Below are 14313 nucleotides of genomic sequence, written 5' to 3'. Positions count from 1 at the left end.
GCTAACGAGGTATTGAAGATGAATTTATTTGGAGATAGTGACTATCTTGAAAAATTAAGTTTAAAAGGAGACCCTCTTGAGCGGCTAGAAAAAGTGGTTGATTTCGAGTGTTTTCGCCCAACTCTTAACCGGATTTTTAAGTATGATTTAAAAAATAAATCTCATGGTGGTAGACCGCCCTATGACCTTGTTTTAATGTTGAAAATTCTAATTTTACAACGCTTATACAATCTATCTGATGATGCAATGGAATATCAAATGATTGACCGGATTTCGTTTAGAAGATTCCTTAAGATTGATGACAAGGTACCAGACGCAAAGACTATCTGGAACTTTAGAAATCAGCTATCAAAATCTAATAGAGGAAACTGACTTTTTTCTGCCTTTCAAGAAAAACTTGAATCACAAGGGATGATCGCTCATAAAGGACAGATTGTTGATGCAACATTCATAGAGGCGCCTAAACAACGTAATCCAAAAGACGAAAATGAATTGATTAAAGGGCACCTCTAATAACTACCAATTAATTCACCTCTAAATGAAATTAGAAAAAAACACAGAAAACTAAGCATAGTCTACTGTGTTTTTCTTTATGTTACAGACGCCACTTGACTGTTTATTCTTATTTTAGACAGATTACCTCCATGTTTTGAGATTTAAACGTTTAACTTGTTCGTACCTCAATAAGTTATAAGTCAGATTTGTAAGGTCAGTATTTAAAACAGCTCGATCGAATCCAATAGAACGTAAACTAGAACCATGCATTGAATTTTCAACAAAGCCAAATACATGTTCAATACGGACACGTATTTTCGAAATGATTTTATTAAACATTTTAGCCTGATTCACTGACTAAAGCATGACATTTACAGCCATAAAAGTACTGACCTTTGGTAGCATTGTAGCCAATATTTGCATAGTCGCCCAAAACTTTGCTTCTAAAATTACGAATCGGCTGACACAAAGGAATGGGAAAGCTGTCAATAATAGACACATCAATCCCTTCAACTTCTTTAAAGACGAGAGCTTGGCGAATGAGTTGAATACTCGGTAAGAGTGCATTACAACGACGAACAAAGCGAGAATATTCTAGAAAATTAGGGAATAGACTTTGAGCCAATTGGTGCTTTGCTTTAAGTGTTTCACTAAAATGAAGCACTCCCCACAGGTAACAAGTAATCACTAAACAGTCAGATGTTGCAAGATGGACGTTCTTTCGATTTTGTATTTCGAGTGGAACGCTTGTTTGATAAATCGCTTCAATGCTTGTCAGTAAATAAACAAAAACTTTTGTAAGTGTGCTATTATAAGTCATATAGGTCGTGCGCTTTCTAATTCTTAGTGGTTTAAGCTTAGGATAGCACGACTTATATATTTTTCAATGAAATCAACTAGCAATTCGGGTATAATAGATATAATTGAGTATCAAAAAGAGCAGATAAAAGATTTACAAAACACTAAAGATGAACAATTTAAACAATTAAGTAATATGCAAAATCTTTTAGACCACCAACAACGTCAAGCCTTACAGGATAAAAAAGTACTAGAAGAGTATAAATCAGAAATCAATGAATTGAAAGCTCTTAAAATGCCTCAGGAGGATATGAAAGATGGCTCGTCGATAAGGGGTGAGGCGCAGGAAGAAATTGAACGACAGAAAGTTCAATTGAAGTTATCAGAAGAAGAACGAAACAAGGCAAAAGAAAAAGACCCGGTAAAAACAGAATCTAAAAAATGGTGGCAACTATGGAAATGAGGGGAATCAAATGAGTCATTCGGAACAAATGATTGAAAACCAGTTCATACAGATCTTAAGTGAGAAAGAAAATCAGTGGACTTATCGTCCGGACTTGAAGTCGGAAGAAGCACTTTGGCAAAACTTTAGAGGCCATTTGAACCGAATAAATTTAGCAGTATTGGAAGAGCAACTATTAACGGACAAAGAATTCAAGCAAGTCAAAGTCGAGTTTTCACGTTTGACCGGAACGCCTTTTTTAGCTTCTCAATGGCTTAGAGGAGAAAACGGGGTGGCTCAAGTTTTATTAGAGCGAGAAAATGGGAAAAAAGTGACTTTAGAAGCCTTTAGAAATAAGGATATCTCAGGAGGAACTTCTTCTTATGAGGTAGTTCACCAAGTGGTCCCAGATTCCTCTAGAGTAGATCGTGGAGATGTGAGCTTGCTGATTAATGGGCTCCCAATCATTCATATTGAGCTCAAAAAAGAGTCCGCTAAAGACGGTTTCATGCAAGCTTATTATCAAATTCAGCGTTATGCAGAAGATGGATTTTTTAAAGGGATTTACGCAACTACTCAAATCATGGTGATTTCAAATAAAGTCGATACCCGATACTTTGCAAGACCTAGTGAAGATACCGCTGAAGCCTATGCTCGGATGAAGAAGTTTTTATTTAATTGGCGGACTGAAGACAATCAAACGGTTTCCGATTTGTTTGATTTTACTCGTACAGTTTTGCGGATACCCGATGCCCATGAATTGATTAGCCAATATACCATTCTCGTCGATGATCAAAAAAATCAAAAATTCCTCATGGTTTTAAGGCCTTACCAAATTCATGCTATTCGTAAGATTCGTCAAAAAGCGGCACAGCATGAAGGAGGATTCATTTGGCATGCGACAGGTTCAGGAAAGACCATTACCAGTTTTGTCGCAACGAAATTATTAGCACAAAATGCGATCGGTGTTGATCGTACGGTCATGGTTGTTGATAGAACAGACTTAGATGCTCAAACGCAGGATGAGTTTACTAAGTTTGCCTCGGAATATCATACCGGACAAACGACCGGAAATTCGGTAGCCAATACTTTGATTGTTGGGATCAAAAATCAAAAACAGTTGGCTCGAAACCTCCTATCATCAAAAAATAATAATACGATTTTAGTGACCACGATTCAAAAACTCTCTGCGGCTATGCGAAGCGCCCAACAAGAGAGTGAAGAAAAAGGCTCGAATCAATTTGAGAAGCTACGGCAAGAACATATTGTTTTTATTGTTGATGAGGCTCATCGTGCGGTTAGTGATGAGGAAATGAAGCGGATTAAGAAAATATTACCCAATTCAACCTGGTTTGGATTAACGGGGACGCCTATTTTTGAAGCAAATAAAAAGCAAGAAAATGGAACTTTTGCTAGAACAACGAGCCAGCAGTACGGGCCACTCCTTCACTCCTATACAACCAAAAATGCTATGGATGATGGGGCTGTTTTAGGCTTTCAAGTCGAGTATTATTCACTGGTTTCAGAAGAGGATCAAGAGGTGATTGTCACCCAACTCAATAAAGGAAAGTTGCCAGACGATGCCCTCCAACAAGAAAAATTATTGCCTACGGAACTTTATGAAACAGATGAACATATTCGTACCATGTTACAAAAAATCTTTAATCGGAGAAGTGTGGTCAAAAAGTTCAAGGTAAAGAATGGTTTTCCTACGATGTCAGCCATTCTTACCACTCACTCGATTGCCCAAGCCAAACATATTTACCGGATTTTAAAGGAAATGAAAGATAATGGGACACTCTTGAATGGGCGACAATTTGATGAACGTCATCAACTGATTGATAAAGATTTCCCAAGAGTAGCTATTACCTTCTCAACCAATCCGGATCAATTAAAAAAAATGAACAAGACGATGAATTAGTAGAGATCATGAAAGAGTATGCGAAACAGTTTGATGCTTCTCCTTATCAAGATGAGAAACTCTACAATCAAAATATTAATAAACGGTTGGCCCGTAAGGAAAAGCAATATCAATCGGATGGTCAGTGGCTAGATTTTGTCATTGTTGTCGATCGTTTATTGACAGGCTTTGATTCTCCAACGATTCAAACCTTATATATTGATCGAGAAATGAACTATCAAAAGCTCCTTCAAGCGTTCTCAAGAACCAACCGTATTTATACAGGAAAAGATTCTGGGTTGATTGTCTCTTTTAGAAAACCCTTCACCATGAAAGAAAATGTGCAAAACACGTTTCGTCTATTCTCAAATGAAAATCAAAACTTTGGTCAACTGATTCCAAGAGAATATGAAGAAGTCAAAAAAGAATTTATCGAATGTTCAACACTTTATAAACAAAGCGAAGCCGACCTATGGGATAATCCCAATGATCTTAAAACGATGATTGCGCAAGTAAGTGCTTATCAAAAGCTAGAAAAGAGTTATAAAGCGCTCCGAAGCTATGATCAATACGAAGAGGACTTTGAAGCATTTTCAGAAGTAGTGGATCAGTTGCCACAATATCAAGGTAAAACGGAAAATGTTAAAACAAAGATTAAAGAAATGATTGAGGATGAGGGGCATACTGAGGAGGACTTTGAGAAGCTTTTACAAGAGATTGCTTTTTCTTCGCAGCTCAATGCGACACATAAAGATGTCGTGGATAGTTTTTATATTAATCAACTTTTGAAAGCTATTCAACTAAACGAAGCAGGAGCCGTTGAAAAATTTGAAAAAGAAATCCAACAAAAGGATCCTCAAATCCAACAGATGTATCACACCTTGAAAGATCAACTCGTCAATACTGCTGAAGAGATTGATGTGGCTCAATTAAAAGAGACATCGATTCAAAATGAAATTCAAAGACAACTTCAAAAAGAAGCCGAAGAATTTGGATTATCTTTCGACTTTTTACAGTCTGCAATGAATGAATATCAAGGCGATAAGAAAACGATCCCTTATTTAACCCATTTACTGGATTCGATGACTCTTAGTAAAGAAGAGTTCGAAGCCAAAACGGGTGAAAAATACAGAAGAAGAACAAAAGTTTTAGAAGAACGACTACAACAAAATTTTGAACATCTTCAAAAATGGAAGGAAGAATTATAATGGCGACAGGTTTAAATCAACAACTATGGGCTTCTGCGGATATCTTACGTGGGAAGATGGATGCAAGTGAGTATAAAAACTACTTACTGGGATTAATTTTCTATAAGTACTTGTCTGATGCGCAGCTGAGAGAAGTTTATGAACAAGAAAATGGGAAGACAGATACCTTCCCAGAACGTTCCACTCAGTATGCAGGCTTCATGGAATGGTACGAAGAAGACAAAGACGATTTAATCGAAAATATCCAACCCAAACAAGGTTACTTTATCCAACCCGATCAATTGTTTTATCACTACCGCATCAAAGCTGACAACTATGAATTTAACTTGACCGACTTACAAGCAGGTTTTAATGAGTTGGAACGTCAAGGAGAAGAATTCAGTGGATTGTTTGCGGACATTGATTTAAACTCCACAAAATTAGGCTCAAATGCACAACAACGTAATGTGACGATTACTGAGGTCTTGCGTGCCTTAGATGAGATTGATTTATTTGAACACAATGGGGATGTGATTGGCGACGCCTATGAGTATTTAATCGGGATGTTTGCGGCAGGTGCGGGTAAAAAAGCAGGCGAGTTTTATACCCCACAAGCTGTTTCACGCATCATGTCAGAAATTACGTCGATCGGACAAGAAACCCGTGCGCCTTTTCATATCTATGACCCTGCGATGGGTTCAGGTTCTTTGATGCTTAATATTCGTCGTTATCTCAAAAACCCTAATCAAGTCCATTATCATGGCCAAGAGCTAAATACGACGACCTTTAACTTGGCACGTATGAACTTAATTCTTCATGGGGTAGATAAAGAACGCATGAATCTTAATAATGGGGATACTTTAGATGCCGATTGGCCATCAGAAGAGCCTTATCAGTTTGATTCTGTGGTGATGAACCCTCCTTACTCAGCAAAATGGTCAGCGGCAGATAAATTTCTCTCTGACCCTCGCTTTGAGCGTTTTGGAAAATTAGCGCCTAAATCTAAAGCGGATTTTGCCTTTCTCCTTCACGGTTTTTACCATTTGAAAGAATCGGGAACAATGGGAATTGTCCTTCCGCATGGCGTTCTCTTTAGAGGAGCCGCAGAAGGAACCATCCGTCAAGCTCTTTTAGAGATGGGAGCTATTGATGCAGTCATTGGATTGCCGGCCAATATCTTTTTTGGAACGAGTATTCCGACAACGGTTATTATTTTGAAGAAAAACCGCTCTCGTCGTGATGTCTTGTTTATCGATGCTTCTCAAGACTTTGAAAAACAAAAAAATCAAAATGTCCTGTTGGATGAACATATTGATAAAATTGTTTCTATCTACAAAAAGCGAGAAGATATTGAAAGATATGCTCATGTTGCAAGTTTTGATGAGATCCAAGAAAATGACTTTAACTTAAATATCCCTCGTTATGTCGATACCTTTGAGGAAGAGGAACCGGTTGATTTGGTTGCAGTAAATACCAATCTCCTTAAGGTCAATGAAGAATTAGTTCAACAAGAGCAAGTACTCTTATCGTTGATTAACAATTTTTCAGAAAGTGAAGAGAATCAAGCATTGATTGATTCGATGCGTCTTCTTTTGAGAGGTGGGCATGATGAGTAAAAAGAGTCCACAATTAAGGTTTGAAGGTTTTACGGATGATTGGGAAGAGCGTAAGTTAGATGATGTTGGGAATACTTTTACTGGATTAACTGGAAAAACTAAAGAAGATTTTGGTCATGGATCAGCAAAATTTGTAACCTATGTCAATGTTTTTCAAAATCCTATAGCAACCCTAGATCAGCTTGATGCAATTGAAATCGATGAGAAACAAAATCAAGTTCAAAAGGGTGATATATTCTTTACAACATCTTCAGAAACGCCAGAAGAAGTTGGTATGTCATCTGTTTGGACACACGATACTGAAAATGTATATTTAAATAGCTTTACATTTGGATATCGTCCTCGGGTATCTTTCGATTTAAATTATATGGCATCTATGCTACGTTCACCTTCTATTAGAAAGAAAATAACGTTCTTAGCACAAGGAATTTCACGATATAACATATCTAAAACAAAGATGTTGGAGATAGAAATACCTACACCAACTCTTTCAGAACAAGAAAAAATTGGTTCGTTCTTCAAACAATTAGATAACACTATCGCTCTTCATCAGCGTAAGTTAGATTTACTTAAAGAACAGAAAAAAGGCTACTTGCAAAAAATGTTTCCAAAAGCTGGAGAAAAAATTCCTGAATTGAGATTTGCGGGGTTTGCTGGCGATTGGGAAGAGCGTAAGTTAATTGAAGTTGCCGATTATAGAAACGGGAAAGCTCATGAAAAAGATATTTCAGAATATGGAGATTATATTGTTGTAAATTCAAAATTCGTTTCTACAAATGGTCTGGTTAAGAAGTATTCTGATGAAATGATTGCACCTCTTTCTAAGAATGAAATAGCATTTGTTTTAAGTGATGTTCCAAATGGTAGGGCAATTGCTCGAACCTTTTTAATCAATGAAGATAATAAGTATAGCTTGAATCAGCGAATTGCAGGGATCACTCCACATGCGGATACTAATTCATATTTTTTGCATTCATTGATGAATAGAAATCATTATTTTTTACGTTTTGATGATGGAGTAAGTCAAACAAACTTATCCAAAAAGGAAGTTGAAAAATGGGTTGAATTTTATCCGAGTTATGAAGAACAACAAAAAATTGGAGCGTTCTTCAAACATCTAGACGATACTATCGCACTTCATCAACGTAAGTTAGATTTGTTGAAAGAACAGAAAAAAGGCTTTTTACAAAATATGTTTGTATAGGGGCTATAATTAGATAATAACCCCTCGAAAATACTATTAAAACAGCCCTAATTATCTATTGATTAGATAATGGGGGCTGTTTTTTTGTTAAGTGATATAATAAACCATAAAAGAAGTTTAGAAATACGGTCCTGGTCATAAATAAACAATTTAATTAATTATTTATTTAATTTCAGAAAGGGTTCTGTTGCAAAGTTTGTTGAAAATGATAATAAGTGATTTTTTTAAAAGAAAAATAAAATAGAAAGAATAAAGAATAATATGAAATTTAAAGATTATACTTGGGATAAAGAGTTTGAAATAAAAGGGTATTTTTCAGAAATACCCGAAGATATTGTTAATGAGCATGATTCCTTAAGTGGTATTTTACATTATTCTCCTAGTGAAATTGTACTTGAATTATTCGGTGCGTTCGAAGTAGAGTCTGGAATATCTTTTGGATTTGGAAAGTATTTGGAGAAAATTTACGGATATTCAAGCGATGGAAAAATTATAATATTAAATACCTATGGAGAACCTACTGGAACATCCTCCTCCCCTGGATTTCCAATAACTAAATATCATGTAAAAAATTTCAAAATTTATAATGTATATTACAGTGCAATTGAAAATTTCAATTATAGTTCTGAATCTTTTAAGAATCTGTTTGATAAGTTAGAGAGTGAAAAATCTGTAGAATATAAGTTTAGTTTTGAACACATTGAAGAATGGGTAGATAAATCATTAGTGGATATAAAGCGAACGGCGGATCAAACTATTTTTGAAAGTGCAGTAAATAAATACCAATCGAAGAAAGTATTGATTAATGCTTTGGGAATCACTTTGGAAGATACAGCAATATTAAATACTTCATACACAACTCCATCTTTTAAAAGTGATTATTTTATTAAACTTAAATCAGAAAAATTAGAAGCAAGAAATTTTGACGAATTTTATAAAACTTCGGTAAAGTTTAAAGAGTTTATTGAGATTTTATCAAATATTCCATTGTCATTTACTGATATTGAGTTTTTAGTAGATTATAAAATAATAGAGGAAAAACGCTTATCTCTTATTAGAGGTAAGTATTTTGTACAGCATGCCAGAAAATATAAAGCTTGGAATAAGTTTACCCATCAAGAGATTTCATTAAGGAAAATTGAGTCAAACTTTGACAATATACTAAATCATTGGTTTGATAAATCAGAGGAACTTGAATTTATAGTTAGGGAATTTTCAAAAAATCTTCATGGTGATTTATACTTAGAAGATCAACTTGTTGACGCAATACGAAATTTAGAAGTATACTCTAGAAACTTTATGAATTTTAAGAAATGTGAAAATTTATCAGATGGTGAGCAAATGGCAAGGAAAGCTTTGCTTGATTTTATAAAAACATCAATTCTACAAGAATTTAGGAAAAAGTTCGAAAATAAATTAAAATTTGGCCCAAGAGGACCTGTGCTTGCCGAACGTCTGGCAAATTTATTTGATTCAATAGACGAACCAAGTAAAGTTAAAATCTTTTCGAAATACCCAGATAAAGAATTATTAATAAAAAAGTTAATTCAAACACGTAATTATCATACTCACGGAGATTCCAAACATAAATATCCATTAATGATTAGTGATTTTAATGAAATGTATGAAACAAAATTACTGTTGCAAGAAATATTAAGATTTTATATTTACAAAGAGTTAGATATGAAATATGTCTATGAAAATTCATAAATATGTTGGTTCTGTTGCAAAGTTTTCCAAAAAATCTATTTTAGTTTAAAATTGAGAAAAAAGACAGAGAGGACAGAGTAATGAATGTTTAGAACTTAGTAGTCGTCCAAAAACGACTACTTTTTTTGTTGAATCGTCCAAGGACGATTCGATGCTTTTGACTTGTAAGAACAGGATTGAATGAAGCCATACTGTTCGCATATTTTTAGTGGATGAACAAACAAAATACGAGAGATTTTTTCTTCTTTTTGTATGACAAAAAGAAAGATCTTTTGGAGGCTGGGCAAAAACTAGCTTCTCACAATAAAAAAACGAGCAGTTCCAATTAGGAGTTGCTCGTTTTCCACTTCATGCTTTATAATTATAATAATCACAAAACAACTAGAAAGGCATGAAAATGTATAAACAGTATAACACAAATCAGCTTAGTTTGGAATTAAATATTGCTTGGGACTTACCTGCAACGCATGAGGCTCGTCTGATTAGTCAGTTTGTGGATACTATTCCTCAATCCGTTCTATTGGAAGAAACTTCCCATACTGGTCGTCCAGCATTTCATCCAGCTATGTTGCTCAAAATGACCCTGTTTGCCTATGCTCGTCAGGTATTCTCTGGTCGGAAAATCGTTCAGATGAATGAAGAAGTTATTCCTATGAAATGGCTGAGTCAGGATACCTACGTCTGTTATCGTACCATAAATAGCTTTCGGGCTAGCACACACGCCAATCAGCTCATCAAAACTGCCTTCATCTACTTCACTCTCCTCCTCAGAGAGAATGGATTGATTGAAGATGAGGCTCTCTTCATTGACGGAACGAAGGTAGAAGCTGATGCCAATAAGTATTCCTTCACGTGGAAAAAGGCCGTTGAACGCTATGAAGATGCCTTAAATGGAAACATTTCTGCCCTTTATGACAAGCTAGTTCAAGAAGGGGTGAATACTGCCTTGTCCAAGGAAGAATGCCTCACTAGCGAGGGGCTCAAACAACTCCTACAAGAAACTGAACAAGTACTAGATGAGGTGGAAGAAGCTATCTCACAAGAGCCTAAAGTCATTAAAGGTGGCTCAGCCAACAGACAGAAACGAAGAAGAATTAAGAAACTAAAGAGAAAGTTGAAAGAGGATTGTCTTGTTCGGAAACAGAAGTACGAACGAGATAAACAGATTCTACAAGAGCGAAACTCCTACTCTAAAACGGATCATGATGCAACATTCATGAGAATGAAAGAAGATCATATGAAGAATGGTCAGCTCAAACCAGGCTACAACCTCCAACTTGGTACAAACAGCCAGTTTGCCTTAGCTTACGGATTGTATCCGAATCCAACTGACACTCGTACACTCAAGCCTTTTCTTCAATCCATCCAAACCTTAGAACTCTTTCAACACATTGTCGCGGATGCAGGTTATGGAAGTGAAGAAAATTATAGCTTTATCGTTGATGACCTAGAGAAAACACCTCTGATTCCCTACGGAACATATCAGAAAGAGCAGAAGAAAAGCTATAAGAAGAGTGATGCCAATCCTGAAAACTGGACCTATCTAGAAGATTCTGATCAGTGGATAAAGCCAGATGGAGTTGTGTATTCATTCAAGAATTATTCACGAAGAACGGATAAATATGGATTTGAGAGAGATATTAAGATTTACGAAGCTGATCCAGTACAAGCTAGTGAGGAATTAGACCAATTAGCACGGACGGAAAAAGGAAATCTCAAACAAATTCAGTATAATCCTACGTGGAACTATTTCAAGAACCTTGTCAAAGATGAGTTGACAAGTAAAGTGGGAGCCCGCATTTATGCCAAACGAAAGGTGGATGTCGAACCTGTATTTGGTAGGATGAAGGGTGTTTTTGGCGTGCGCAGAGTTCATGTCAGAGGACAAAAAGTGGTTGAAACAGAGATAGGATTCCTCCTAATGAGCATGAATCTAACGAAATTGGCTAAGAAAATAGTCCAAGATAATAGAGATAAAAAGAAAAACACAGATAGTTCGGCTGAATTTCATCAAAATCAGCTTGAATCTATCTGTGTTTTTTATTTACTGGCTAGTTTTTGCCCAGCCTCTTTTTCTTGTGTTTTGCCACAGATTTGCCACACTTATTGTGTAAGAGTATCAAGGATAGGTATAATTTGATCCTTTGTTTTTTTAGTGATATGCAAATAAATTTCTGTTACTCGACTACCTCTAGAATGTCCAACACGATCTTGAATAGCCTCTAAAGGTACTCCTTGTTCAGCCAAGAAGCTGATATGCGTGTGTCGGAAGATATGAGTTGTAATATGTTTCTTGAAACTAAGCTTATTGTCAATATCGATTCCTGCCCGTCTCGGGTTTCCATTGCGGTTTAGTTTACCATTTTCTGAAGAGTTGAGGAAGTTGTTTAATACACTGTAATGAAGAGGAGTACCATTGTAATCAGGTTTATGGATGCTCTTAGAGGTGAAAATCCATCCATTATCTTCATAATCAGGATTGAATCTTATATGTTGGTGATTTAACTCAATTTCCTCTTTAAGAATTTCGATAGCCCTTTTAGATAATTGGACATTTCGGTAACTTTGTAAGTTTTTTACATTACCTTCATAGCTATCTTCTGAGGCTCCTCCATGAGTAGCACGAGTTCTAATAACTGAGGCTATATTTTTATTAAAATCAATAGCTTCCTCCTTTAAACCGAGCACTTCCCCAATACGCATTCCGGTTAGTGCTTGAAATTCAAAAATACGTGCATACTGTTCATTGTACTTACGAACAATGGATAATACTTCTTTGAGTTCCCAAGATTCAAGATATTGATCTTCTATATCTGATTTCTTTAAACGATCTAATTCGTCAGAAAGCCCTTTCCTACCTATACTTATATAGGGCATTGGATTTTGGTCAGGAAAAATGTAATCATGAAGAATGGCAAACTTATAGATTGATGTTAAATCGGATTTTACACCTTGTGCGAGTCTTTTATGGTTTCCTATAGGATATAGATTATCAAGTAAGTTTTTGATTAAACTAGATGGAATATTTTTTAAAATCGAATCCTTAGGGATTTGCTTAGTAATATGGTTACGGTATCTACCATCTTCACCTGCTAATGTTTTAGGAGCAACTAGTTGTCTTTCAACTCGTTCATTATGCCATTCATTCCAGACCTCATCAAGCGTGATATCTGATTTTTCTAGAAGAATAGTTCTAGTCAGCTCTTCATAAACCTTATTGGCTTTCTCTTGAAGTTCTTTATGGATAATAGCTTTAATTTGAGGAGATAGTTTTATTTTTCCTGAGGTATCCTTTTTATTGGCGATAGTATACCAATCAGATAGAATTTCTCTGCGTTTATTCATTAACGGGTTATTGAAGTAGGTTCTAAATTTTACTTCAATATATCCAGTTTTATCTGCAGGTCTTGTTGTCTTTTGAGTAATATTAGCTATTTTAACTTGCTCCATTATCCCACCTCTTTAAATGGGCACCTCTAAAAACTTCTCAAAAAACCTATAAAATGAGATAATAGAAATACAAGTATAAAACTCGATAAACGAGGTTAAACACGATGCATTTATTTACTGATGATGAAAAAATCTTGTCAAAACTCACTGAAAAAGGTAATCCATTGGAACGTCTAGACGCTGTCATGGATTGGCAACTCTTTCTCCCCTTGTTATCAGAATTGTTTTCTCGCAAGAATAAAGTTATTGGTCGTGGAGGTCGTCCTCACCTTGATTACCTCATGATGTTCAAAGTCCTTTTACTTCAACGATTACATAACTTGTCTGACGATGCTATGGAATATCAATTGCTTGATCGCTTATCCTTTCGTCGTTTCGTTGGTTGCCACGAAGATAATGTCCCAGATTCAAAAACTATCTGGCTTTATCGAGATCGCTTGACTCAATCAGGTCGCGAAAAGGAATTATTCGACTTGTTCTATACTCAACTCTCGGACGAAGGTTTGATTGCCCACACAGGTCAAATAGTTGATGCTTCATTTGTGGAATGTCCTAAGCAACGCAATTCCCGTGAGGAAAACGAGAAAATCAAAGCGCATGAAACTGTAGAAGGTTGGAACAAAGCCAAACGATGCCAAAAAGATATCGATGGGAGCTGGACTCAAAAAGGGGGTGTTCGTTACTTTGGCTATAAAAATCACGTCTGTGTTGATAGAAAATCAAAGCTAATCAAAGATTATGGCGTCACAACAGCTAGTATACATGACTCCAATGTTCTAGCTTCTCTTTGTGATGCCAACGAACCTGTATTTGATGATAGTGCCTATGTGGGGAAAAGTGTTCCTGACAACTGCCAACACCATACCGTCCGTCGTGCTTTCCGAAATAAACCATTGACCGATACTGACAAGAACATTAACCGTCATATTGCCAAAGTCCGTTGTCGAGTTGAGCATGTTTTTGGTTTTATTGAAAATAGCATGAAGGGAAGTACCTTTAGAGGGATTGGAATGGATAGGGCAAAGACAAATGTGACCTTAACCAACCTCCTCTATAACATCTTTCGATTTGAACAGATTAAACGACTAGGGTTGAAATCATGGGCTTAGTGCGCCCAAAAATTGGGAAATAGCCTTGAGTAAGACTCACAAACAAAAATTTACAAGAAATAAACTGTAGATTAAAGATAAATTTGACGCTCTAGATGCTCTACTGGTGTTTTTAGAGGTTCCCATAAAATAAACAATATCTCTTATGATCATTCTAAAATCGGAGAGAGGATTGGCAAGCAAAGAAATAATTTTGCCCACGGAAATTTAGATAAAGAATTTATAAATGAGTCTTTGCTAGATGTAGTGTTCCTTGAACAAATTGTCCTAGCTATGCAACTACAATATTTTGGAATAGATGAGATAGAAACCCAAAAAATTATAAATGAAGTATTTCACCATAATTTGGCATTATAGAGTGGTTCTGGGAGGGTCTGATGCGTCAGTCCTCCCTTTTTTTAT

Annotated in this window: 6 protein-coding genes and 6 pseudogenes; 9 read left to right on the top strand and 3 right to left on the bottom strand. The window is 35.8% G+C overall.

Going from position 1 to position 14313, the window contains the following annotated elements; genetic code table 11:
• Positions 1-18: 18 nt before the first annotated feature.
• A pseudogene (locus tag NST05_RS06310) lies at positions 19-507 on the top strand (IS5 family transposase); the annotation flags it as partial.
• 129 nt (positions 508-636) lie between these two features.
• On the opposite strand, the pseudogene NST05_RS06305 reads toward NST05_RS06310, so the two are convergent.
• Together NST05_RS06305 and NST05_RS06300 are read right to left on the bottom strand one after the other, a co-directional pair.
• A pseudogene (locus NST05_RS06305) lies at positions 637-837 on the bottom strand (transposase); the annotation flags it as partial.
• A 1-nt stretch (position 838) separates the two neighbouring features.
• A pseudogene (locus NST05_RS06300) lies at positions 839-1315 on the bottom strand (IS982 family transposase); the annotation flags it as partial.
• A 66-nt stretch (positions 1316-1381) separates the two neighbouring features.
• Between NST05_RS06300 and NST05_RS06295 the strand changes: the two are divergent.
• From NST05_RS06295 to NST05_RS06270, 6 genes and pseudogenes are all read left to right on the top strand, one after another.
• Positions 1382-1756 carry a hypothetical protein gene (locus tag NST05_RS06295; protein WP_239604323.1) on the top strand — a complete coding sequence of 125 codons (375 nt, stop codon included), beginning with the start codon at positions 1382-1384 and terminating at the stop codon, positions 1754-1756.
• Positions 1757-1766: 10 nt separating this feature from the next.
• Positions 1767-4843: pseudogene (locus NST05_RS06290) on the top strand (type I restriction endonuclease subunit R).
• The gene (locus NST05_RS06285) at positions 4843-6438 is read left to right on the top strand and encodes a type I restriction-modification system subunit M (RefSeq protein ID WP_340742940.1); all 1596 of its coding nucleotides are present in this window, start codon (positions 4843-4845) and stop codon (positions 6436-6438) included. The pseudogene NST05_RS06290 and the gene NST05_RS06285 overlap by 1 nt, the downstream one beginning before the upstream one ends.
• Positions 6428-7642, top strand: coding sequence for a restriction endonuclease subunit S (locus NST05_RS06280; protein ID WP_340742939.1), 1215 nt, complete (start codon positions 6428-6430; stop codon positions 7640-7642). Before NST05_RS06285 ends, NST05_RS06280 begins: the two co-directional genes overlap by 11 nt.
• Positions 7643-7903: 261 nt before the next feature.
• Positions 7904-9352, top strand: a complete 1449-nt coding sequence (locus NST05_RS06275) for a HEPN domain-containing protein (protein ID WP_340742938.1) — start codon at positions 7904-7906, stop codon at positions 9350-9352.
• A 397-nt stretch (positions 9353-9749) separates the two neighbouring features.
• Positions 9750-11307, top strand: a pseudogene (locus tag NST05_RS06270) (IS1182 family transposase); the annotation flags it as partial.
• A 148-nt stretch (positions 11308-11455) separates the two neighbouring features.
• Here NST05_RS06270 and NST05_RS06265 read toward each other — a convergent pair.
• Positions 11456-12802, bottom strand: coding sequence for a tyrosine-type recombinase/integrase (locus NST05_RS06265; RefSeq protein ID WP_051673283.1), 1347 nt, complete (start codon positions 12800-12802; stop codon positions 11456-11458).
• Between the two features lie 104 nt (positions 12803-12906).
• On the opposite strand from NST05_RS06265, the gene NST05_RS06260 reads away from it, so the two are divergent.
• Positions 12907-13911, top strand: a complete 1005-nt coding sequence (locus NST05_RS06260; protein WP_011681261.1) for an IS5-like element ISSth7 family transposase — start codon at positions 12907-12909, stop codon at positions 13909-13911.
• A 123-nt stretch (positions 13912-14034) separates the two neighbouring features.
• Positions 14035-14268 (top strand): annotated as a pseudogene (locus NST05_RS06255) (HEPN domain-containing protein); the annotation flags it as partial.
• Positions 14269-14313: the final 45 nt, after the last annotated feature.

Source organism: Streptococcus sp. FSL E2-3494 (assembly GCF_038007085.1).
Classification (GTDB): domain Bacteria; phylum Bacillota; class Bacilli; order Lactobacillales; family Streptococcaceae; genus Streptococcus; species Streptococcus thermophilus.
The sequence above is the reverse complement of the archived record's forward strand: the minus strand, read 5'-3'. Positions and strand labels throughout refer to the sequence as shown.

Excerpts from the sequence above, each read along its gene's own strand:
- NST05_RS06295 (WP_239604323.1), top strand. The coding sequence starts at position 1,382 with ATGAAATCAACTAGCAATTCGGGTATAATAGATATAATTGAGTATCAA.
- NST05_RS06285 (WP_340742940.1), top strand. The coding sequence starts at position 4,843 with ATGGCGACAGGTTTAAATCAACAACTATGGGCTTCTGCGGATATCTTA.
- NST05_RS06280 (WP_340742939.1), top strand. The coding sequence starts at position 6,428 with ATGATGAGTAAAAAGAGTCCACAATTAAGGTTTGAAGGTTTTACGGAT.
- NST05_RS06275 (WP_340742938.1), top strand. The coding sequence starts at position 7,904 with ATGAAATTTAAAGATTATACTTGGGATAAAGAGTTTGAAATAAAAGGG.
- NST05_RS06265 (WP_051673283.1), bottom strand. The coding sequence starts at position 12,802 with ATGGAGCAAGTTAAAATAGCTAATATTACTCAAAAGACAACAAGACCT.
- NST05_RS06260 (WP_011681261.1), top strand. The coding sequence starts at position 12,907 with ATGCATTTATTTACTGATGATGAAAAAATCTTGTCAAAACTCACTGAA.